At 69.6% G+C, this 21,648-nt stretch carries 20 protein-coding genes; 12 read left to right on the top strand and 8 right to left on the bottom strand.

The window, feature by feature from the left end; translation table 11 throughout:
* Window positions 1-176: 176 nt before the first annotated feature.
* Window positions 177-911, bottom strand: a complete 735-nt coding sequence (locus ACFVXC_RS11215) for a TetR/AcrR family transcriptional regulator (RefSeq protein WP_389903943.1) — start codon at window positions 909-911, stop codon at window positions 177-179.
* Between the two features lie 181 nt (window positions 912-1,092).
* Between ACFVXC_RS11215 and ACFVXC_RS11210 the strand changes: the two genes are divergently transcribed.
* The gene (locus tag ACFVXC_RS11210) at window positions 1,093-2,361 is read left to right on the top strand and encodes an MFS transporter (RefSeq protein WP_389903941.1); all 1,269 of its coding nucleotides are present in this window, start codon (window positions 1,093-1,095) and stop codon (window positions 2,359-2,361) included.
* 15 nt (window positions 2,362-2,376) lie between these two features.
* On the opposite strand, the gene ACFVXC_RS11205 is transcribed toward ACFVXC_RS11210, so the two are convergent.
* Window positions 2,377-2,730, bottom strand: a complete 354-nt coding sequence (locus ACFVXC_RS11205; RefSeq protein WP_389903938.1) for a hypothetical protein — start codon at window positions 2,728-2,730, stop codon at window positions 2,377-2,379.
* Between the two features lie 110 nt (window positions 2,731-2,840).
* Here ACFVXC_RS11205 and ACFVXC_RS11200 point away from each other — a divergent pair, with 110 nt between their 5' ends.
* The 6 genes from ACFVXC_RS11200 (at window position 2,841) to ACFVXC_RS11175 (ending at window position 11,722) form a co-directional block, all read left to right on the top strand.
* A complete protein-coding gene (locus ACFVXC_RS11200) occupies window positions 2,841-3,209 on the top strand; it encodes a hypothetical protein (RefSeq protein WP_389903936.1) in 369 nt (122 codons plus the stop codon).
* 262 nt (window positions 3,210-3,471) lie between these two features.
* Window positions 3,472-4,728, top strand: coding sequence for an Ig-like domain-containing protein (locus ACFVXC_RS11195; protein WP_389903934.1), 1,257 nt, complete (start codon window positions 3,472-3,474; stop codon window positions 4,726-4,728).
* Window positions 4,729-4,943: 215 nt separating this feature from the next.
* On the top strand, window positions 4,944-6,473 hold the full coding sequence (locus ACFVXC_RS11190) for an ABC transporter permease (protein WP_389903933.1): 1,530 nt from the start codon (window positions 4,944-4,946) through the stop codon (window positions 6,471-6,473).
* 95 nt (window positions 6,474-6,568) lie between these two features.
* Window positions 6,569-7,252, top strand: a complete 684-nt coding sequence (locus ACFVXC_RS11185; protein ID WP_389903931.1) for an ABC transporter ATP-binding protein — start codon at window positions 6,569-6,571, stop codon at window positions 7,250-7,252.
* A gap of 142 nt (window positions 7,253-7,394) precedes the next feature.
* Window positions 7,395-10,739, top strand: a complete 3,345-nt coding sequence (locus tag ACFVXC_RS11180; protein ID WP_389903929.1) for a S8 family serine peptidase — start codon at window positions 7,395-7,397, stop codon at window positions 10,737-10,739.
* A gap of 194 nt (window positions 10,740-10,933) precedes the next feature.
* Window positions 10,934-11,722 (top strand): group II truncated hemoglobin, encoded by a 789-nt coding sequence (locus ACFVXC_RS11175; protein ID WP_389903927.1) that lies wholly within the window; start codon window positions 10,934-10,936, stop codon window positions 11,720-11,722.
* Window positions 11,723-11,726: 4 nt separating this feature from the next.
* Here the strand turns inward: ACFVXC_RS11175 and ACFVXC_RS11170 are convergent, their stop codons facing one another.
* Entirely contained in the window at window positions 11,727-12,695 is a 969-nt protein-coding gene (locus ACFVXC_RS11170) for a helix-turn-helix domain-containing protein (RefSeq protein WP_389903925.1), read from the bottom strand.
* A 118-nt stretch (window positions 12,696-12,813) separates the two neighbouring features.
* On the opposite strand from ACFVXC_RS11170, the gene ACFVXC_RS11165 reads away from it, so the two are divergent.
* Window positions 12,814-13,872, top strand: coding sequence for an NAD(P)-dependent alcohol dehydrogenase (locus ACFVXC_RS11165; protein WP_389903923.1), 1,059 nt, complete (start codon window positions 12,814-12,816; stop codon window positions 13,870-13,872).
* A gap of 304 nt (window positions 13,873-14,176) precedes the next feature.
* Window positions 14,177-14,563 carry a VOC family protein gene (locus ACFVXC_RS11160; protein WP_389903922.1) on the top strand — a complete coding sequence of 129 codons (387 nt, stop codon included), beginning with the start codon at window positions 14,177-14,179 and terminating at the stop codon, window positions 14,561-14,563.
* Window positions 14,564-14,643: 80 nt separating this feature from the next.
* Here ACFVXC_RS11160 and ACFVXC_RS11155 read toward each other — a convergent pair whose 3' ends face one another.
* Entirely contained in the window at window positions 14,644-15,474 is an 831-nt protein-coding gene (locus ACFVXC_RS11155) for an alpha/beta fold hydrolase (protein ID WP_389903920.1), read from the bottom strand.
* Between the two features lie 43 nt (window positions 15,475-15,517).
* On the opposite strand from ACFVXC_RS11155, the gene ACFVXC_RS11150 reads away from it, so the two are divergent.
* Both ACFVXC_RS11150 and ACFVXC_RS11145 read left to right on the top strand, forming a co-directional pair.
* Window positions 15,518-16,420 carry an aminoglycoside phosphotransferase family protein gene (locus ACFVXC_RS11150; protein WP_389903917.1) on the top strand — a complete coding sequence of 301 codons (903 nt, stop codon included), beginning with the start codon at window positions 15,518-15,520 and terminating at the stop codon, window positions 16,418-16,420.
* 165 nt (window positions 16,421-16,585) lie between these two features.
* Entirely contained in the window at window positions 16,586-16,948 is a 363-nt protein-coding gene (locus ACFVXC_RS11145; protein WP_389904435.1) for a helix-turn-helix domain-containing protein, read from the top strand.
* Between the two features lie 4 nt (window positions 16,949-16,952).
* Here ACFVXC_RS11145 and ACFVXC_RS11140 read toward each other — a convergent pair whose 3' ends face one another.
* The 3 genes from ACFVXC_RS11140 to ACFVXC_RS11130 all read right to left on the bottom strand — a co-directional run bounded on the left by ACFVXC_RS11140 (window position 16,953) and on the right by ACFVXC_RS11130 (window position 19,134).
* Window positions 16,953-17,564, bottom strand: coding sequence for a ClpP family protease (locus ACFVXC_RS11140; protein ID WP_389903915.1), 612 nt, complete (start codon window positions 17,562-17,564; stop codon window positions 16,953-16,955).
* Window position 17,565: 1 nt separating this feature from the next.
* Window positions 17,566-18,234 carry an ATP-dependent Clp protease proteolytic subunit gene (locus ACFVXC_RS11135; RefSeq protein WP_389903913.1) on the bottom strand — a complete coding sequence of 223 codons (669 nt, stop codon included), beginning with the start codon at window positions 18,232-18,234 and terminating at the stop codon, window positions 17,566-17,568.
* 552 nt (window positions 18,235-18,786) lie between these two features.
* Window positions 18,787-19,134 (bottom strand): hypothetical protein, encoded by a 348-nt coding sequence (locus ACFVXC_RS11130; RefSeq protein ID WP_389903910.1) that lies wholly within the window; start codon window positions 19,132-19,134, stop codon window positions 18,787-18,789.
* Window positions 19,135-19,586: 452 nt separating this feature from the next.
* Between ACFVXC_RS11130 and ACFVXC_RS11125 the strand changes: the two genes are divergently transcribed.
* Window positions 19,587-20,702 carry a helix-turn-helix domain-containing protein gene (locus ACFVXC_RS11125; RefSeq protein WP_389903909.1) on the top strand — a complete coding sequence of 372 codons (1,116 nt, stop codon included), beginning with the start codon at window positions 19,587-19,589 and terminating at the stop codon, window positions 20,700-20,702.
* Window positions 20,703-20,879: 177 nt separating this feature from the next.
* Here the strand turns inward: ACFVXC_RS11125 and msrA are convergent, their stop codons facing one another.
* Window positions 20,880-21,590: a peptide-methionine (S)-S-oxide reductase MsrA gene (msrA, locus tag ACFVXC_RS11120; RefSeq protein ID WP_389903907.1), complete on the bottom strand. Its 711-nt coding sequence runs from the start codon at window positions 21,588-21,590 to the stop codon at window positions 20,880-20,882.
* Between the last annotated feature and the right edge of the window lie 58 nt (window positions 21,591-21,648).

Raw genomic sequence — 21,648 nt, 5'->3', positions numbered from 1 at the left:
GCCCGCCCGTCCGCCCATGTGGTCCGACACCCAGGGTCACCCGATCGACGAAGCGGCACCGTCCCCCGGCACCCGATCGCCGGGAACTGCAGGGAAATCACGGAAGAGCGTGACGACACGCCGTACGGGGTGGGACTTTCCTGCGGCGCACCACGAGACGCGCCGGGGCGCGGGCCTCACCGGGTCCGTGCGGCCAGGCCTTCCGTCAGGACGTCCAGCGCGAACTCGAACAGGGCGTCCGGGGATTCGGCGGCCAGTTCCTGGCTCGCCCGGAGCAGATGAGGCAGCTCGTCCCCGGAGCCGGACCGCAGCCATGGGGGCGGGACCTGCTCCAGGTCGGCCGGGTCGAGGTCCGGGGGCGGCCGGTCGTACGCGCGGTCCTGCAGTTCCACGAAGCCGACGACGAGCCGGATGGCCTCCATGCACGCCGGATAGGCGTCGCGCAGGGGCAGGCCGACCTCGGTGAAGAAGCCGATGAGCCCGTCGACGTTCCGCAGCATGGCCGGGTCGCGGGCCATGGTGATGTTCTCGCTCAGGGCGAGGGTGGTCATGCCCGGGTGGCGCCGGTAGTGGGCGCGCAGATCCCGGAGGTACCTGCGGAGGGAGTCCCGCCACTCGTCCGCGTCGAGCGCCGGGGGCTGCCACCGGGCCTCGAAGACCTCGGCGGCCACGGTGATCAGATCCCGTCGGTCCTCCACGTAGTTGTAAAGGGCCCGGGGTGAGACGCCCAGCTCGTTCGCGAGTGAGCGCATGGTCAGTTCGGCGGCCTCGTGGTCGCCGAGGAACTCCAGCGCCGCCCGGCCCACGCCCGTACGCGTGAGGGTCGCGCGGCCCTTCCGGTGGGTGGGGCGCCGCCTGGCCCGGGGAGCGGCGGCGGGCGCGGGGTCGGTGTCCGGAGTCTCGCTGTGCATCGCCACTGACGGTACCGGTACCGGGCACCTGCGACGGCGCGGGCGGTGACGGCCGCGGTGACGGCCGCGGTGACGGCAGCGCCCTTGAACTTCACACTCGTTGACTTTAAGCGGGAGCCCCGTCAGAGTGATCCAAGTAAGGCTGCCCTCACCTGACCGCCGCCCCCCTCTGGAGCCGCTCGTGCCCCGCCTGTCCGGCCTCGCCATGGACGTCACCCCCCTGCGCGAAAATCGCGACTTCCGCCTCCTCTACGCGGGCTTCCTCGGCGCCCTCGTCGGCACCCTGATGACCAGCGTCGCGGTAGCCGTCCAGATCTACGACCTCACCGGCTCGCCCCTCCAGATCGGCCTCGTCAGCCTCGCCCGGGCCCTGCCCCTCATCGTCGGCGTACTCATCGGCGGTGTACTGGCCGACCGCCGCGACCGCCGGACGCTCATGCTCGTGACCCGGCTCCCCTTGACGCTCGTGGCGGCGGGACTCATGGTCAACGCCCTCGTGCCGCACCCCCAGCTGTGGGTGATCTACACGGCGACCGGCCTCACCGGCCTTTTCGCGGGCCTGGGCGGTCCGGCGATGATGGCGGCGATCCCCGCCCTCGTGGGCACCGAACGACTTGCGGCGGCGGGCGCGTTGACGGCCGCGTCGACCCAGCTGGCCGCCCTGATCGGCCCCGCCGTCGGTGGCGTACTCATCGCGGGACCGGGCCTCGCCGCCTGCTTCGCGGTGGACGCCGCCGGGTTCCTGGTCTTCTCCGTCGCGCTGCTCTTCGTACGCCCGCTGCCCCCGGCGAAGGCCGCCACGGGCAAGGGGGTCCGGCAGGCCTTCGCGGCCGTGGCGGACGGGATCCGCTTCGTCCGGGGGCACCGGCTCATCGTCGGTCTGCTCCTGGTGGACGCCGCCGCGATGGTCTTCACGATGCCGCAGGCGCTGTACCCGGTCCTCGCGGACGAGCAGTTCGGCGGCGGTCCAGGAGTGGTGGGCCTGCTCTACGCCGCCCCCGCGCTCGGCGCGCTCGTCGGCGCGGCCACCAGCGGCTGGACGGCGCGCGCGGGCGGGCACGCGCTGATCGGGGCGGTGCTCGTGTGGGGCCTTTCACTGACGGGCTTCGGCATGACGTCCTGGCTGCCCCTCGCCCTGACCCTCCTGGCCCTGGCCGGTCTCGGCGACCTGATATCCGAGACGCTCCGCTCGGCCCTCCTCCAGCACGGCACCCCCGACGAACTGCGCGGCAGGGTCAGCAGTCTCTGGATGGTCCAGGCGACGGTCTCCCCGGCCCTGGGCAACGCGGCGGTCGGCTTCCTGGCGGAGCTGACCAGCGCGCGGGCGGCCGTGATGGCGGGCGGACTCGTGTGCGTGACGGCGACGCTGCTCGTGGCCGCGGCGTTCCCCGGGCTGCGGGCGGCACGGCTGGGCTCGCGGCTCGGTGAGCCGGACCCCGTCCGTCAGTGAGCCGCGCCCCGCCCCTCAGTAAGCGGGCCCCTGCCGCTCCCGTCGTACCGAATAGGCCACGAACCCCGCCCCGAGGCCCAGGAACGCGGTCCCGCCGATCAGGTACGGCGTCGTGTCGACGCCCTCGCCCGTGTCCGCGAGACGGGCCTTCGCGGGGGCGGCGGTGTCGGTGGTGGTGTCGGTGGCGGTGGTGGCGGTGGTGTCCGATGACGGCGTGGCTCGGCGCTGTTCGGTGTGGACGACCTGCTGGGAATCAGGGGCCGTCGGGGTTCTGAACGTCGCTGTCGCGTTCGCGGAGGGGACGAACCACAGGGCTCCGAGCAGGGCCCCCGCGGCGGTGGCGGTCAGCAACGATCGACGTGCGGACACGGAATCGGATCCCCCTTGTGGCGCTGGCGAATTGGCCGTGTGGGGCGATGGTAGTGAAAGGCGCGGGTCGTGGGAAAGTCGCGGGGTCCCCGGGTCGTACGCTCCGACCCATGAGCACACCTGAGACATCTCGTTTTGTACGGCTCCGCGTCGAATTGGTGGTCGAGGTCGACGACTCCGGCGATCTCGCCGCATCCGCCCTTCGTCGCATCGCGGATGACGAGCACATGCCCGCCGAGGAGCGGCTGCATGCCGAGACGGCCGTCAAGGAGGACGACGCCGAGGCCCTCGCCTATCTGGTTGATCCGTTCGACCTGGTCAGCCAGCTGCCCGGGGTCGAGCTCTCGCAGGCTTCCTGGAGCAGCGAGCAGATCGACTACGACCCCGATTCGCCTGACTGGGAGAGTGGCGAGGATGATGAGGACGACGACGGGGACACGGACGCGGGCACAGACGGTGCCGGCGGCCGGGGGTTGTAGGGCGTAGACGGAAAGTAGTTCGTCCGGCGGACGAATACCGGACGAAAAAAACGGAACCCGTAGCCCCGGACGGCAACCGCCGCCCGGGGTTCCGTCGTCTCAGAGGTGCACGGCTGTCACCGGCGCATCGCATGACGTGGTCTTCCCCACATCTTCGGCGGAAGTGGAACGGGACGAACCGGGCAGGACGTTATGCGGGACTGCGGGGACTCTCGGCGTTCTTGGCGTGTTGGGGAATTCAGCAACGATGGAGAAGCGTGTGATGACGGACAGTAGGCGGCAGCGCGGGCGGCGCAAGGGTCTCGCGGCCGTGTCCGCTCTGGTCGGTGGCGTCCTGGTGCTCTCGGCCTGCAGCGGCGACGGCGACAAGAACAGTGCCGGCGGCAAGGAGTCGCAGAACCAGGTCGATGAAGCGGCTGCCAAGAAGACGTCCGAGGCCGACATCAAGATCGCGCCCAAGGACGGTTCCGACAACGCGGGCATCAACAACGCCGCCGTGGTCAAGGTGAGCAAGGGTTCCCTGACGGACGTCACCATGACGACCGAGAAGGGCACCGCGGTCGAGGGGCAGATAGCTGCCGACAAGAAGAGCTGGAAGCCGAGTGGCCAGCTCGAGCGCGCCACGACGTACAAGATCACCGCCACCGCCAAGGACTCCGACGGCCGCAAGGCCCACGAGAACTCGAAGTTCACGACGGTCTCGCCCGCCAACAGCTTCATCGGGAACTTCACGCCCGAGGACGGCTCCACGGTCGGCGTGGGCATGCCGGTGTCGATCAACTTCGACAAGGCGATCACGAACAAGAAGGACGTCCAGTCCCACATCAAGGTGTCGTCGAGCAGCGGCCAGGAAGTCGTCGGCCACTGGTTCGGCAACAACCGCATCGACTTCCGCCCCCAGGACTACTGGAAGGGCAACTCCACGGTCACCCTGAAGCTGTCCCTCGACGGCGTCGAGGGAGCGGACGGCGTCACCGGCGTCCAGCAGAAGACGGTCCAGTTCAAGATCGGCCGTAACCAGGTCTCCGTCGTCGACGCCAAGACGAAGCAGATGAAGATCATGCGGGACGACAAGGTCATCAAGACCATCCCGATCTCCGCGGGCTCCCCGGAGAACAAGACGTACGAAGGCAAGATGGTGATCTCCGAGAAGTTCAAGGAGACCCGCATGGACGGTGCGACCGTCGGCTTCACGGACGGCGACGGCAAGGGCGAGTACGACATCAAGGACGTGCCGCACGCCATGCGCCTGTCCCAGTCGGGCACGTTCATCCACGGCAACTACTGGGGCGCCAAGTCCATCTTCGGCGGCGCCAACACCAGCCACGGCTGTGTCGGTCTGCAGGACGCCAAGGGCGCGGGCGACAAGAGCACCCCGGGCGCCTGGTTCTACGACAACTCGATGGTCGGCGACGTCGTGGACATCCGGAACACCGGCGACAAGACGGTCCAGCCCGACAACGGCTTCAACGGCTGGGTCATGGACTGGGCGCAGTGGAAGGCCGGTTCGGCCGTCTGAGCCCCGGCTGAAGCGGTGAGGTGAACCGCGGTGGCTGAAGCGGTGAGGTGAACCGCGGCGGCCGAAGCGGTGAGGTGAACCGCGGCGGCTGAAGCGCTTAACGGCAGCGGCCCGCATCCCCGAACAGGGATGCGGGCCGCTGTCGTTCGGGCTTCTCATCGTTCTCTTATGCCGCCCTTATCCGTTCATCACGGTGCGTACTTAGCTTCACGCACATGTTCTTCACCTACCTGAGGCGCGAGCTGCGCCGCCGCAGAAAAGCGGCCCTCGTCGTGGCCTCCGGGCTCGCGCTCGGTATCGCGCTCGTCATCGTCGTCAACTCCGTGTCGTCCGGCATGGAGCAGGCACAGGGCAAGGTCCTCCAGTCGCTCTACGGGCTCGGCACGGACATGACCGTCACCAAGGCGGCCGCCCCGGCCAAGGAGGGCGGCGGCCAGACCGAGGGGCGCCCGCGGTTCAAGTTCGACGCGACGGACGGCGAGGACACGGACGACGAGGACGGCAAGGAGCAGAGCAGCGACCGCGTCATGGTGCAGGGCTTCCAGACGCTGTCCTCGGCCACCGTCGCGAAGGTGGACGGCCAGAACGGTGTCGCCGACGCCGTCGGCGGGCTGAGCCTGCAGGTCATGAAGGTCAACGGGCAGTTCGAGCGCGGGCAGTTCGAGCAGGCGCCGGGCTCCACCGGCAAGGGCGAGGGCAAGGGGCAGGCGCCCGGCGGTGGCGGTGGCAGCGATCAGCAGGAAGGGCAGGTGCGCGGCGGCGGCGCCGACTTCGACGTCGACTCCTACAGCGTCTACGGGACCGACGTCGGCAAGCTCGGCCTGGGCCCGCTGACCTCCTCCAGGATCAGCAAGGGGCGTACGTTCACGGGGAAGGAGTCCGACGCCAAGGTGGCCGTCGCCGACGCCTCGTACGCCAAGGAGAAGAAGCTCTCCGTGGGCGACACCGTCACGATCTCCGGCACCAAGATCAAGGTCGTGGGCATCGCGACGCCCGACAGCGGGGACGCGGCGGCCGATCTCTACCTCCCGCTGAAGCGCGCGCAGACTCTCGCCGACTCGAAGAACAAGATCACGACGGTGTACGTCAAGGCCGCGGACTCGCAGCGGATCGACGCCGTGAAGAGCGCCATCCAGAAGAACGTCTCCGGTACGACCGTGACCACGTCGGCCGACCTCGCCGACACCGTCTCCGGCTCGCTCTCCACCGCGTCCGACCTCGCCTCCAGCGTCGGCAAGTGGCTCTCCACAGCCGTGCTCGTCGCGGCCTTCCTGGTCGCGGGCCTGCTCACGTCGTCGGCGGTCAGCCGTCGCGTACGGGAGTTCGGCACCCTCAAGGCGCTCGGCTGGAAGAGCGGCCGTGTGACCCGGCAGGTCATCGGCGAGGCGGTCGTCAACGGCCTGGTGGGCGGCGTGCTCGGCATCGCGGTCGGCCTCGGCGGCGCGTACGCGGTGACGGCGATCAGCCCCACCCTGACGGCGCAACTCGGCTCGGCCGGCGGGCAGTCGGGCGGCGGCATGGGCGGCGGCGGCATGGGCGGCGGCCCCGGCGGTGGCGGCCCCGGCGGCGCCCTGCGCGAGTCCGCGTCGAAGGCCCTCGACATCTCGCTGACCGCACCGGTCAGCGCCACGACCATCGTGCTCGCCGTCGGCCTCGCCGTGGCCGGTGGCCTCATCGCGGGCGCCTTCGGCGGCTGGCGTGCCTCGCGGCTGCGGCCCGCGGACGCCCTGCGCCGCGTCGAGTAGGCGGCCGGCTTCAGCGACCGCCGCGTGTCGAGCGGGCGGCCTCGGCGCCCGCCGCTCACGCCGCCAACCCCCTTACGTATCGCAGGAGTCCCACCATGTATCAGCTCAAAGGCGTCACGAAGCAGTACCGCAGGGGCAAGGAGACCGTCGACGCGCTCGCCGGAGTCGATCTGGCCATCGGCGACGGCGACCGCCTCGTCATCCAGGGGCCGACGGGCGGCGGCAAGTCCACGCTCCTGCAGATGCTCGGCGGGCTCGACCGGCCGACGTCCGGCAGCGTCGAACTCGACGGCGTCGACCTGGCCGCGCTGCCCGAGGCGCGGCTCACCAAGGTCCGCGCCGAGTCGATCGGCTTCGTCTTCCAGTCCTTCAACCTCATCCCCACGCTCAGCGCCCAGGAGAACGTCGAGACGGCGCTCGTCCCGCTGGGCCTGCGCGCGGCCGACCGCCGCGAACGCGCCGCCGACGCCCTGGCGTCCGTGGGCCTCGGCGAACGCATCAGCCATCTGCCCGCCGAGCTCTCCGGCGGCCAGCAGCAGCGCGTCGCCATCGCCCGAGCCCTGGTCAAGCGCCCCAAGGTGCTGCTCGCAGACGAGCCGACCGGCAACCTCGACGAGTCGATGCGCGACGAGATCATGGAGCTGCTCGAAGGGCTCTGGAAGGAGCACGGCCTGACGTTCGTGATGGTCACGCACGACAGCGCGATCGCACGGAAGGCCCCGCGCCTCGCGACGATCAAGCGCGGGCAGATCAAGGTCACGGAACGGGCCGCTCAGTGACCGGACAGCCGGATGATCAAAACCAGACGACCAACTCGTCACTTCTGACGCGCTATTGAGCAGATGTTCGACTCTGGGCAATACTTCCTCGTCCAGGGGCGAGAGCCCCTTGAAACCTCCAGGGGGAGACTTGCGCAGAAAAGTGAAGAGAGCCTACGGGGCCACGATCGCCACAGCGGCGGCCGTGGCCCTCGCCGCGGGCATGACCAGCCCGGCGTCGGCGGCGAAGCAGTCGCCCGACGCCACTGCGGCAGCCGCACAGGCGGCAGGCCTCAAGAGCGCCGAACAGAGCACCCACCGCGTCACCCTCATCACCGGCGACCGTGTCACCGCCGACTCCAAGGGGCGCGTCATCGCCTTCGAGCGGGCCAAGGGGCGGGAGCGGATACCCGTACTGACGAAGCGCGTCGGCGGTCACACACTCGTGATCCCGGCCGACGCGCAGCGCCTGATAGCCACCGGCAAGCTCGATCAGCGCCTGTTCGACATCACCGAGTTGAGCAAGAAGGACAACCGCAAGGCCCAGAAGAAGGGCCTCAAGCTCATCGTCGGCTACAAGGGGGCAGCGGCCGCGGGGGCCAGGTCCGATGTGCGCGCCGCGGGTGACACCACGGTCCGCAGGTCGCTGAAGTCCCTGAACGCCGACGCCATCACCACCCCGAAGCAGGACGCCAACGACCTGTGGTCGGCGCTCGTCGCCGAGAAGGGCGGCGCCACCGCTTCCGGCGTCAGCCGCGTCTGGCTGGACGGCGTCCGCAAGGCGAGCCTCGACAAGAGCGTCCGGCAGATCGGCGCCGACAAGGCGTGGGCGGCCGGGTTCGACGGCAAGGGCGTCAAGGTCGCCGTCCTGGACACCGGCGTCGACGCCACGCACGCCGACCTGAAGGACCAGGTCGTCGGCGCGAAGAACTTCACGCCGGCGGCGGACGCCACGGACCACTACGGCCACGGCACGCACGTCGCCTCCATCACGGCGGGCACCGGCGCGAAGTCGGGCGGCAAGTTCAAGGGCGTGGCGCCCGGCGCCAAGCTCCTGAACGGCAAGGTCCTCGACGACACCGGCTCCGGTGACGACTCCGGGATCATCGCGGGCATGGAGTGGGCGGCCGAACAGGGCGCCGACGTCGTGAACCTGAGCCTCGGCGGCGGCGACACCCCCGGCATCGACCCGCTCGAAGCCGAGGTCAACAAGCTCTCCGCGGACAAGGGCATCCTCTTCGCGATCGCGGCGGGCAACGACGGAGCCCCCGGTTCCGTCGGCTCCCCGGGCAGCGCGGACGCGGCCCTGACCGTCGGCGCGGTCGACGACAACGACAAGCTCGCCGAGTTCTCAAGCCAGGGCCCGCGCGTCGGCGACGGCGCCATCAAGCCCGACGTCACCGCACCCGGCGTGGACATCACCGCCGCCGCGGCCCCCGGCAGCGTCATCGACCAGGAGGTCGGCCAGAACCCCGAGGGCTATCTGACGATCTCCGGTACGTCGATGGCGACCCCGCACGTGGCGGGCGCCGCGGCGCTGCTCAAGCAGCAGCACCCGGACTGGAAGTACGCCGAGCTCAAGGGCGCGCTCACCGCGTCCACCAAGGGCGGCAAGTACACGCCGTTCGAGCAGGGTTCGGGCCGTATCGCCGTCGACAAGGCCATCAAGCAGTCGGTCGTCGCCGAGCCGGTGTCCGTCGGCTTCGAGGCGCAGCAGTGGCCCCACACCGACGACAAGCCCGTCACGAAGAAGGTGACGTATAAGAACCTCGGCAAGGACGACGTCACCCTCGACCTGACGGTGTCGGGCACCGACCCCAAGGGCGCCGCGGCTCCGGCGGGCTTCTTCAAGCTCGGCGCGAAGACGGTGAAGGTCCCCGCGGGCGGCAAGGCCGCGGTCGACCTGACCACCGACACCAAGCTCGGCGGAACCGTCGACGGCGCCTACTCCGCGTACGTCGTGGCGAGTGGCGGCGGGCAGTCCGTGCGCACGGCGGCCGTGGTCGAGCGCGAGGTCGAGTCGTACGAGCTGACGCTGAAGCACATCGGGCGCGACGGACAGGCCCCGCAGTACTACGACAGCGACCTGGAAGGTCTCTCCGGGCTCGCCGCGCAGAAGTCCTTCAACCCGTACGACGCCTCGGGCACGGTCAAGATCCGTGTCCCCAAGGGCGGTTACGTGCTCAACACCAGCATGTACAAGGACCCGAGCGACTTCACCAAGGGCGCCGACTGGCTCGCCCAGCCGAAGCTGAGCATCACCAAGAACACGACGGTGACGCTGGACGCCCGTAAGACGAAGCCGGTCGACATCACGGTCCCGTCGGCGGACGCCAAGTCGTTCTTCGCCTCGCCCGACTACACGGTCGACACGGACTACGGCAGCTACGGCTTCGGCTGGTTCCTCGACGCGTACACCGACTTCCGGACCGCGCACCTGGGTCCGCAGGTCACCGACGGTTCACTGCACCAGCAGTGGGACGGTCACTGGGTCAAGGGTGACGACGCCGAGTACGACACCGTGGCCGGAGGCAAGGTCAAGCAGGTCGCGACCGGCTACACCAAGCACTACAAGGCGTCCGACCTCGCCACGGTGAAGTCGAACCTGGGCGCGGCGGCCAAGGACAAGAAGGGCACGATCAGCGCCCTTGGCTACCTCCCCGGCAGCTCGGGCGGCTCCTCGATCAACATTCCCCAGGCGCTGCCCGGCACCCGGACGATGTACCTGTCCACCGCCGACAACGTGAAGTGGGGCCTGGACTTCGAGCAGCAGGCCGGGGTCGACCCGGACGGCTGGCCGATCGTCGACGCGGCCTACACGCTGGGCGCCTCGCAGAAGTTCACGGGCGGCAAGAGCTACGAGAAGACGTTCAACACCGCCGTCTTCGGCCCCCGTATCGGCGGCGAGTACGGCGTCACCCGGCAGGGCAACGAGATCGGCGGCTATCTGCCGCTGTTCGCCGACGGCAACACGCACGCCGGTTCCTCGCTCTTCTCGTCGGTGAAGACGACCCTCTACAAGGGCGCCACCAAGATCGGCGAGAACGACGACCCGCTGCTCGGCGGCGCCACGTTCAAGGTCCCGGCGGCCGACGCCGAGTACAAGCTGTCGACGTCCGTGAAGCGCAGCGTCAAGGTGGCGGCCGCCTCCACCCGCATCGACGCGAGCTGGACGTTCCGCTCCAAGAAGGCCGACAACGCGAAGCTGCCGGTCTCCACGGCGCGGTTCGCCGCGGCGGTCGACCTGGGCAGCAAGGCCAAGGCGGGCGCGACCCAGTCCGTGCCGGTGACCGTGCAGGGCGCGGCCGCGGGCGCGAACCTCAAGTCCCTTGCCACGTACGTGTCGTACGACTACGGCCAGACCTGGAAGAAGGTCACCGTCAGCGGCGGCAAGATCAAGGTCAAGAACCCGGCCGCGGGCAAGGCGATCTCCTTCCACGCCAAGATCACGGACAAGAAGGGGAACAAGTCGACGCTGTCGATCTACAACGCGTACTACGGCAAGTGAGTTAGCCGTTGACGCCGGGCGCGGCGCCGAGAGGGCTGTCGATCACGTATCGCCAGTGTCCGTCGGCGCCGCGCCTCGCCATGTCCTGGGCGGTGGAAGGTGCTCACAGAGCGGCTGACGCGGCCGGCCGCCGCGGGCGTCAGACTGGGGAGCGCGCGTTCCGGCACCATCCACCGCAGAGGGAGCCGACGAACATGACCGCTCACACCGTCGAGTACATCCGCTACCGCATCCCGTCCGAGCGCTCCGCGGAGTTCCTCTCCGCGTACACCCGAGCCGCCGTCCCCCTGTCCGCGGCACCGCAGTGCGTCGACTACGAACTCGCCCGCTGCGAGGAGGACTTCGAGCACTTCGTCCTGCGTATCACCTGGACATCGACCACCGACCACCTGGAGGGCTTCAGGGGCTCGGAGCTCTTCCGCGAGTTCTTCGCGGAGATCCGCCCGTACGTCGAGCACATCGAGGAGATGCGCCACTACACGCCCACCGCCGTGCGCGGCACGGGCGCGTCGACCCCGACCCTGTACACCTGGGCGGGCGGTGAGGAGAAGTTCGAGCTCCTGACGGAGATCTTCTACGAGAAGGTCCTCAAGGACGGTCTTCTCGCCCCGCTCTTCGCGGACCTGCCCGCCGAGCACGCCGCGCACGTCGCCCAGTGGCTCGGTGAGGTCTTCGGCGGCCCGGCCACCTACTCGCAGGCGCACGGCGGCCACACCCACATGGTCGGCAAGCACCTCGGCAAGGGCATCACCGAGCCGCAGCGCCGCCGCTGGGTCGATCTGATGCAGGACGCGGCGGACGACGCGGGTCTTCCCACGGACGCCGAGTTCCGGTCCGCCTTCCTCGCCTACGTCGAGTGGGGCACCCGGCTCGCGGTCTACTTCTCGGGCCCGGAGGCGAGCCGCCCCGCCGACCAGCCGGTGCCGCTGTGGAACTGGGGCGCCGCGCCGCCGTACCAGCCGCATCAGCCGCATCAGCCGTGACGTCTCAGCGAGGCGCGGCTCCGGCGCGCGCCGCGTCCGCGCCCCAGTTGGCGAGCAGCCGCAGCGCGTCGGCCGACGCCGAATCCGGCTCCGCGTGGTACGTCACCAGTGACTGATCGTGGTCCTCGGGCAGCTGTAGCGTCTCGAACGACAGGGTGAGGTCGCCCACCAAGGAGTGGTGGAGACGCTTGACGCCGTGGCCCTTCTCCCGCACGTCGTGCGTCGCCCACAGGGTCCGGAACTCCTCGCTCTTCACGGAGAGCTCACCCACGAGCGCGGAGAGCTGCGGATCGTTCGGGAAGCAGCCCGCGTCCATCCGCAGGAAGCTCACGATGTCCGACGCCTTCTGTTCCCAGTCCCGGAACAGGACGCGGGACTCGGGGTGCAGGAAACAGATCCGCGCCCAGTTCCGCTCCTCGGGCGCCAGCGCGCCCCAGTCGCCGAAGAGGGCGGCGGCCATGCGGTTCCAGCCGAGGATGTCCGAGCGGCGGCCGACCGCGTAGGCGGGCACGCCGTCCATCGCGTCCATGAGGTTGCGCAGCGCGGGGCGCAGGTGCTGCGGCCGGGCCGCGCGCTTCTTCTTGTGCTGCTTGGGCTTGGCCAGGTGCGTCAGATGCGCGTGCTCGGCGTCCGTCAGGCGCAGGGCGCGGGCGATCGCGTCAAGGACCTCGCCCGATACGTTGCGGCCGTTGCCCTGCTCAAGACGGGTGTAGTACGCGACGGACACCCCGGCGAGCTGCGCGAGCTCCTCGCGCCGCAGCCCCGGCACACGCCGGTGCCGACCGAAGTTCGGCAGCCCGACGTCCTCCGGCTGGAGCCGGGCCCTGCGGGTGCGCAGGAACTCGCTGAGCTCGGCGCGGCTGTCGAGGGCGGGCTCACGGGCGGGCTCGGGGGCGGGTTCGGGGGCGGACCTCGTGGCGGACCTCGTGGCGGGCTCCGTGGTGGGGGAGTGCGGGCGCGGCTGGGCATCCATACATTCCAGTATCCGGGGTCGTACGCATATGAGCCTGTCCCCGCCAGTAGTAGGTTCACTGGACGTAGGCAAAGCTGTGACCTGGGTAGATGTCCGCGATCCTGGCACGGTTCAGTACATGACCGCACAGACCAGCACCACCACCGTCACCGCCTTCGCCGCACCCTCCGCCAAGGCCCCTCTGGAGCGGACCACCATCCCGCGCCGCCCGGTGGGCGAGTCCGATGTCCTGATCGACATCAAGTACGCCGGTATCTGTCACTCGGACATCCACCAGGCCCGCGACGGGTGGGGTGAGGGTATTTTCCCGATGGTTCCGGGCCACGAGATCGCCGGTGTCGTCACCGAGGTCGGCTCCGCCGTCACCAAGTTCTCCGTGGGCGACCGCGTCGGCGTCGGCTGCATGGTCGACTCCTGCCGCGAGTGCGAGAACTGCAAGGCAGGCCTTGAGCAGTACTGCGCCAAGGGCAACATCCAGACGTACAACGCCCTCGACAAGAAGGGCGAGCCCACCTACGGCGGCTACTCCACGCACGTCGTCGTGGACGAGGCGTTCACCGTCCGCATCCCCGACGGCCTCTCCCTCGACGTCGCCGCGCCGCTCCTGTGCGCGGGCATCACCACGTACTCCCCGCTCCACCGCTGGCAGGCGGGCCCCGGCAAGAAGGTCGCCGTCGTCGGCCTCGGCGGGCTCGGCCACATGGGTGTCAAGATCGCGCACGCCATGGGCGCCGAGGTCACCGTGCTCTCGCAGTCCCTGCGCAAGAAGGACGACGGTCTGCGCCTTGGCGCCGACCACTACTACGCGACCAGTGACGAGGCCACCTTCGAGCAGCTCGCGGGCTCCTTCGACCTGATCCTCTCGACGGTCTCCGCGCCGCTGCCCCTGGACAAGTACCTGGGCCTGCTGCGCCCGGAAGGCGCCTTCGTGAACGTCGGCGCCCCCGAGGAGCCCGTCTCCCTCAACCTCTTCTCCGTGATCGGCGGCGGCAAGACCCTCGCGGGCTCCATGATCGGCGGCATCAAGGAGACCCAGGAGATGCTGGACTTCTGCGCCGAGCACGGCCTGGGCTCGGAGATCGAGCTGATCAGCGCCGACCAGATCAACGAGGCGTACGAGCGCGTCCTCGCCAGCGACGTGCGCTACCGCTTCGTGATCGACACGGCCACGATCTGATCCACCCCGCCACGATCCGATCGGCACCGCCCCCCCACCGGGGCGTGTGGACCAGGACGTGACCGCCGTCGCCGTCGCCCTGCTGCCCCGAAAGGGACAGCAGGGCGACGGCGTATGTGCGCGCTCTGGTCCGGGTGGCCGGAACTCGTCTCGGCCCACGGTCCTAGTCCGCATTGCGCACCAGGTGGGGGGTCGTGTGACCGATGTCGGACGCGAGGCCCCTGCCTAGTGTGGTGGACGTCAGCACGGGGGCACTTCAGACGCAGGAATCGACGCAGGAATCGACGCAGGAAGAGGTCGCACGATGTCCATCGCGCTCAACCACACCATCGTCACAGCCAGCAACAAGAAGGAGTCGGCTCAGTTCCTCGCCGACATCCTCGGTCTCGGAGTGAGCCCTCAGTTCGGCCCGTTCATCCCCGTCGAGATCCCCAACGGCGTCACGCTGGACTACGCCGACAGCGACGGCGGGCCGATCACTTCCCAGCACTACGCCTTCCTGGTCTCCGAGGACGAGTTCGACGGCATCTTCGGCCGCGTCAAGGACGCGGGCCTCACCCACTGGGCCGACCCGTACCACAAGATCGTCAACGAGATCAACACCAACGACGGCGGCCGGGGCACGTACTTCGAGGACCCGAACGGCCACAACCTGGAGATCTTCACCAAGCCGTACGGCAGCGGAAGCTAGTCCGCAGCCGTAGGGCAGCGGAAGCTAGTCCGCAGCCGTGGGGCAGCGGAAGCTAGCCCGCAGCTGTACGGCAGCGGAAGCTAGCCCGCGTCCTCCGCTCGCCCCGCTCCCTCTGCCTCCTCGTTCAGGAAGTCGAGCACGAGCGGCGTCGCGACCTGTGCGAACTCCTCGAAGTACGCATGCCGCGCACCGGGGACGAGCCGCATCCGCGCCCCGGGGACGCGTTCCGTGAGCAGGGGCGCGTTGGCGGTCGGGTTGAACGCGTCGTCGGTTCCGTGCACGACGAGTGTCGGCGCCGTGATCCGCGGCAGCGCGTCCCAGGAGTCGTGCCGGGCGCTGGCGCGCAGATGACGCCGGCGCGCGTGCGGGGGCATGGACGGATCGCCGAGGGTGTGGAACACGGGCCTCGCGGAGGCACGCTCCCGCCCGGCGATCCAGTCCGGGGTGTACATCAACTCCAGCAGGGCGCGGCGCACGGCCGCCGCGTCCGGCTGCCCGAGGGCGCCGCGCACCTCGGGCCCGCGCTCGATGCCGTGCGGCGCCCCCGGGGACGTACAACCGAGTACAAGGCGGTCGACCCGCTCCGGATGGTCGGCGGCGAGCCACTGGGCGACACGGCCGCCCATCGACGTGCCGTACACGTGGGCGCGGTCGATCCCCGCGTGATCGAGGACGGCGACGACGTCGCGGGCGAAGCCGGGCGTGCTGTAGCTGTCGGTGTCGGGGCGGCCGCTCTCTCCGGTGCCGCGCCAGTCGAGTACGACGGTGCGGTACGCGGCGGCGAAGTCGTCCCGCACCGGATCCCACCAGCGGCGACTGTTGGACTGCCCGCTGAGCAGGACGAGGGGGCGGCCGGAGCCGTGGACTTCGTAGTGCAGGGCGGTGCCGTCGGCGGCTTCAGCGAGGGGCATGGGGTGAACGGTAGCCACCTGCCCTCCTCGCTAGGGTGCCGGGATGATCGAGACACCCGAGGACTTCGCCGCGAGCACCGTCCAGCGGGAGGGTGAGCCTGGCCGCTCCTGGCTGGCGTCCCTGCCGGAACTGGCCGACGAACTGCTCGACCGCTGGGGGTGCGTGCCGTCGGCGCCGGTCACGCACGGGCAGGTCGGCGTGATCATTCCGGTCCTGCGTCGGCACGACGGGTTGCCCGCCGTCCTGAAGATCTCCTTCCCGCACCCCGGCAACGTCCACGAGCCGGACGCCTTCACCGTGTGGGAGGGGCGGGGCGCGGTCCGCCTGCACGAGCGGGACGACCCACGGTTCGCGATGCTCCTCGAACAGGCGGGCCCCGGCTCGCTCGCCGACGAGCCGGACGCCGAGACGGCACTGACGGCCGCGGGCCGACTCGCCAGACGTCTCGCCGTACCGGCGCCCGCCGAACTGCCCAGGGTGAGCGCGCTGTGCGGCGAGTGGGAACGCGAACTCCGGGACGGCGCCGCGCGGTTGGGATCGCCGTTGGCCTCGCGCCTGCTCGAAGCCGCGATCGGCACCCTGCGGGAACTGGGGCCCGACCAGCCCGACACCCTCATCCACGGCGACCTGCACGTCGGCAACGTCCTGCGGGGGGATCGCGAACCCTGGCTCGCCATCGACCCCAAGGGGTACGCGGGCGACCCGGCATACGACTCGATCACGCTGCTCCACCACCGCTTCGAGGAGCTGCTCGCCGCCTCCGACGCGAAGGCCGCCGTCCTGCGCCGCCTCGCCGTCTTCTCGGACGCCGCCGAGATCGACCCGGAGCGGGCCCGGCGGTGGACGCAGGCCAGGGCGGTGACCATGGCGCACTGGGGCCGGCTGCACGGTGACCCGCAGTGGCGGATCCTGGCGGCGGACGGATTGGCGGAGGCGCTCGCGTAAGGAAGGTTCAGGGTGCGGTCCCTGATTTTCGCCGGGGGCGGAACGCTGATCCCTTCCGGTGGGCCGGGCGGCTCCTACCCTGAGAGGGTGAGCAGCCAAGAGCAGAACCCTGAGGGAAATCCCGAGCCTGCGCGGGCAGCCGAGCGGGGGGCTCGCGTCATCCCCCTGCGCCCGCTCTCGCGCCAGGCGCATGCGGCCCCGGTGCGCACAACTCCCGTGTCCCCAGCCTCTCCAGCGGCCAGAGAGCCGCTGTGGCGGGACATCGTCGGTGACGTGCTGCGCCGCGAGCGCCTCGCCCAGGAACGTACGCTCAAGGACGTGGCGGAGGCCGCCCGCATCTCGATGCCGTACCTCTCCGAGGTCGAGCGCGGCCGCAAGGAGGCCTCGTCCGAGGTCCTCGCGGCCGGCGCCCGTGCTCTCGGCCTCGGCCTGGCGGACCTTCTCTCCCTGGCCCAGGGCGAGTTGATCCGCCAGACGCAGCCGGCGCGACCGCGTCCGCGTCAGGGAGACATCCGCCTCGCCGCTTGAGGGTTCAGGCCGCCGCCGCGAGCATGCGGCGGCTGAGCACCTCGTCGGCGAGCCCGTACGCCACCGCGTCCTGCGCGGTGAACACCTTGTCGCGGTCCATGTCCGCGCGCAGGGTGGCGACGTCGTGCCCCGAGTGCCGGGAAAGGACGTCCTCCACCTGCGAGCGGATCCGCACCATCTCCTTGGCCTGGAGGGTGAGATCGGAGACCGTCCCCTGCTGCCCGCCGCTCGCGGGCTGCCCGAGTAGTACGCGCGAGTGTTCGAGCACGAACCGCCGCCCCGGATCGCCACCGGCGAGCAGTACGGCGGCGGTGGAAGCGGCCTGGCCCACGCAGAACGTGGAGATGGGGGCGCTGATGAAGCTCATGGTGTCGTAGATGGCCATGAGCGAAGTGAAGGAGCCGCCGGGGGAGTTGATGTAGACGGCGACTTCACGCTCGGGGTTGGACGACTCCAGGTGGAGCAGCTGGGCGATGACGACATTGGCGACCCCGTCGTCGATCTCGGTCCCGAGGAAGATGATCCGCTCCGAGAGCAGCCTGCTGTAGACGTCGTAGGCGCGCTCGCCGCCCTGCGGGGTGCGCTCGATGACGGTCGGAATCGTGTACTGGCTCATGTCAGACCCCCAGTCCCATCCGCGGCTTGGCCGAGGCGGGCCGCACATCGGTCAGCGAATCAAGCACCCGGTCGACCATCCCGTACTCCTTGGCCTGCTCGGCGGTGAACCACCGGTCGCGGTCACCGTCCCGCGAGATGGCTTCCTCGGTCTGCCCGGTGTGCTCGGCGGTGATCCGCTCCACGGCCTTCTTCGTGAACTCCAGGTTCTCGGCCTGGATCGCGATGTCGGCGGTGGACCCGCCGATCCCGGCGGAGGGCTGGTGCATCATGATGCGGGCGTTGGGCAGGGCGTACCGCTTCCCCGCGGTCCCGACGCTCAGCAGGAACTGCCCCATGCTCGCGGCGAACCCCATGGCGAGGGTCGACACGTCGTTCGGGATCAGCCGCATGGTGTCGTAGATGGCGAGTCCCGCGGTGACGGACCCGCCCGGGCTGTTGATGTAGAGGCTGATGTCGGTCCGCGGGTCCTCGGCGGAGAGCAGCAGCATCTGCGCGCAGACCCGGTTCGCGGAGACCTCGTCGACCTGGGTGCCGAGGAAGACGATCCGCTGGGTCAGCAACTGCGCGGCCAGATGATCGTCGAACCGCGACGAGGGCGTCTCGCCCTCGGAGGCCCGTGGTCCCCGCGCGGCGAAGGCGGGCTCCAAGCCGTTGGCGATGGGTGGCATCGGTCGTCCTCCTGACGGTGGGAGCGGCGCACCTGCGGGCCGCTGTCCTGTCCCACCACCTTCGGGTCGCCGCGCTCACCGGGTAAGGGTTCTTGGCCTGCGGCAGATTCGCTGACGGCAGAGGGCTCCTACGGGGGGCAGCCCCATGGGGCGAGTCTCGAAGCGCAGGGGGAACTTGCGCCCCACCGCCCCCCCCTCCGGTTACCACCGCCCTCCCCTCGTAAGGAGGGGAGGGGATCGGGCGGGACTGACGGCGTCGGGCGCCGCACCGCGCCAGCCCCGCCCTGCTCTACGTCGCCGGGTCTGCCTCACCCACCGCAGGATCAGTGATCGTGGCACTGAAGAACTGAAACGCCGACAGCTCAAAACCGGTATGGCGTGTCATGCCCGCGTGCCTGAGGCACCACAACTGAGCTTCATCCGGGTCGGCCCGGTCCACCGAGTGCTCACTACAGACGAGGCACTTGCCTACATGGCTCACAGCCGCCGGGGGCATGGCCGCCAGAGTCCATTCGAGAAGCACGTAGCGGCCCCGTGGCAAGCTGCCCTCACTCACCCGAACGCCCCCGCCGGAAGCTGTGGATCGTCGTCCTCCTCGTCGCTGTCGTCCCCATCGGATTGATCGAAAGCGGACAAGCGATCTCCCCGGCTCTCCGCGATCCGGTGTACCTCCCGAAGCGACTCGGTCAACCGGGCGGCGACGAAGCGGAGTTCCTCAGGCGTGGCCTTGCGGTCAGCGAGCGTGTCCGCCGCATGCCCGAGCAGATCACCCGCCATGCCCAGCTGGACGCCCTCGATGTTGTCGGCCATTCGCGACATGAAGCCCGTGCCGGTGCCCACGAGAACGCAGGGCTTGCCCTCTGGCGTGGACCATGGCAGCAACCGCGTCTGATCCGTCATGCCGTCACCTCCACTCCATGGATCAAGCGTGGGCCGATATCCACGCCGCGCACGGCCAGCCACAGCGCACGCCGCCGTGCCTTCTGCCGACGCTCTTCCTGCCGCCGCTCGAAGGCGACAAGGTACGGGCGAACCAGGCCGATGCCCTCGCCCCGCAGGACGGGCATGGGTGGCAAGGGCCTGGTCGGTGGGTCGCTGTTCGGTACAGAAGGGCACGGTCCGGGCGCATGGTGGCGCCCCTCAGAGGGAAACAGGAGCCGTAACAACGGCTCGAAAATTCGGGCGATACAGTCCGGCATGTCGGCGCTCCAATCAGCGTTGACCATGCCCCGGGGCCGGTCGCGCGGTCGCCGGGGTCTGTCTCACCATCCTTGTCGCGTGACGTGCACTGCCGGGAGTTGACAGCCGTTGACAGCTACTCTGGAGAGCACGGTCAACACCAGGGGAAGCACATGAGCGCCGAATTCGGCCCACGGCTCCGCGCACTCCTCACGGAGAGGGATATGACCCTGAGGGGCACTGCACGCGCCCTCAACTACAACGTGGCTTATATCTCGCGCGTCGCCAACGGCCGCCAGCGTCCTTCAGTGCAACTTGCCGAAGCGCTGGACGAACTCCTTCAGGCTGACGGGGAGTTGGTGCGACTCTCCACGCCCGTGACACCACTGGATGAGCCGACTGGCCCAGCTTCCGACATCGCACATATGAAAGCCAGTGCCGAACACATCCTTAAGCACGCCGACCGCTATGGCGGAGACGCCGTGGCGCCCGTCGCAGTTCAGGTTTGGCAGTCCGCTCAGCGCAGACTTGATGCCGGGGAAATCCCGGAGTCGGCCCAGCGAGGCTATGTGGCCGCCGTGGCGGAAGCCGCTGAAGTCGCTGGATGGCTGCTCTTTGATTCCGGTGATCGAGTAGCGGCCCGCAACGCGTTCCTCGAATCACACATGCTGGCCCGACATGCTGGAGAACGGGCCATGGAGTGGTTCGCCCTGGACATGCTCGCCATGCTCGACACCGAATGTGGCCGTCCCGGAGGGGTGCGACGCATCACCGACGAACTGTTGTCGCAGTCCCGGATTCCTCCGCGTGTGGCACTTCTGGCGCGTGTAAGGCGGGGCCGGGCGCTCGCTCAGACAGGAGATCGCCAGCGTGCCTTGGCCGACTTGGACGCAGCCCGAGGCGGCGTGGAAGAGTCCCTTAGTTCACGTGATCCCGAGTGGGCATGGTGGGTGAACCAGCAGGAAATTGTAGGGCACTCAGGGCATGCCCTCTTGAGCCTCGCGGACTTGAACGCGGCGATCCTCAAATTCCAGAGCGCTCTGGCCCATGCAACACCACGGGGCGTCATGCTGTACCGCATTGAGCTCTTGCACAGCTACGCAAGAGCCAAAGCGTGGGGGAAAGCGGAAGAGGAAATCCACGAGATCGGACCGCTCCTCAGCACTATCACCTCGGGGAGGAATCGCCTTCTCTTGCGGGAGGCATTGAAAGTCGTCGACCGAGCCTCTGGGGTGCCGGTAGGTCTGTCGGCTCTCGTCAGACACACAGCGGCAACGATCAGCCCGTGAGGGGTATCGACGCTCCCGGGCGCTTATCACGGCACTGGCCAGGCACGCGGGCGTCAGGTGGCGGCACGGCCAGGGCCTTGCGCAGCCACCGCTCTTGAAGGATGCGTGGAATGGCTGTGCCGCCGTACTGACTCACAGTCGGCGGCACAGTCTGTTCGGCCGAGCGGGAGCTGAAGGCTACTGCTCCGTGGCCTGAGGCGCCGGAGCGATCCCCGTAGGGCAGGCTCGGCCCCAGTTCGTCTCCGACGGGCTGTCCAGCTCAAGGCCCGTGCCGCCGATTCCGCAGTAGCCGTCCGGGTTCTTGTCCAAGTACTGCTGGTGGTAGCCCTCTGCGGGCCAGAACGGGCGGGAGGCTGCCGGGAGGATTGTCGTGGTGATCTCGCCGTGCCGTGCCGAGGTCAGGACCTGCTGGTACGAGTCGCGCGACGCCACCGCACCCGCCTCCTGCTCGGGGGAGTGGGTGTAGATCGCCGAGCGGTACTGGGTGCCCACGTCGTTGCCCTGGCGGAAGCCCTGGGTGGGGTTGTGGGACTCCCAGAAGAGCTTCAGGAGAGCGGCGTACGAGACGCGGGTGGGGTCGAAGACCACGCGGACGACCTCCGCGTGGCCGGTCAGGCCCGAGCAGACTTCCTCGTAGGAGGGGTTCTCCGTGTAACCGCCCTGGTAGCCGACGTACGTCGTCCAGACGCCCTCCGTCTGCCAGAACTTGCGCTCCGCGCCCCAGAAGCAGCCGAGCCCGAAGTCCGCGATCTCCAGGCCGTCGGGGTACGGGCCCAGGAGCGGGTTGCCGAGGACCGTGTAGCGGGAGGGGACCTCGAATTCGGGGGTCGCGCGGCCCTTCAGGGCCTGCTCGGGGGCGGGGAGCTCGGGCGTGCGGCCGAAGAGCATGGGGCTGTCCTCCTGGGACGCTTAGGGGTGGGCGCGGCTTGCGGCTTCTTCGTCAACG

This window comes from Streptomyces sp. NPDC058257 (assembly GCF_042881845.1).
Classification (GTDB): Bacteria; Actinomycetota; Actinomycetes; order Streptomycetales; family Streptomycetaceae; genus Streptomyces.
Note: the sequence above shows the minus strand (reverse complement) of the source record. Positions and strands in the feature narration are given on the sequence as shown.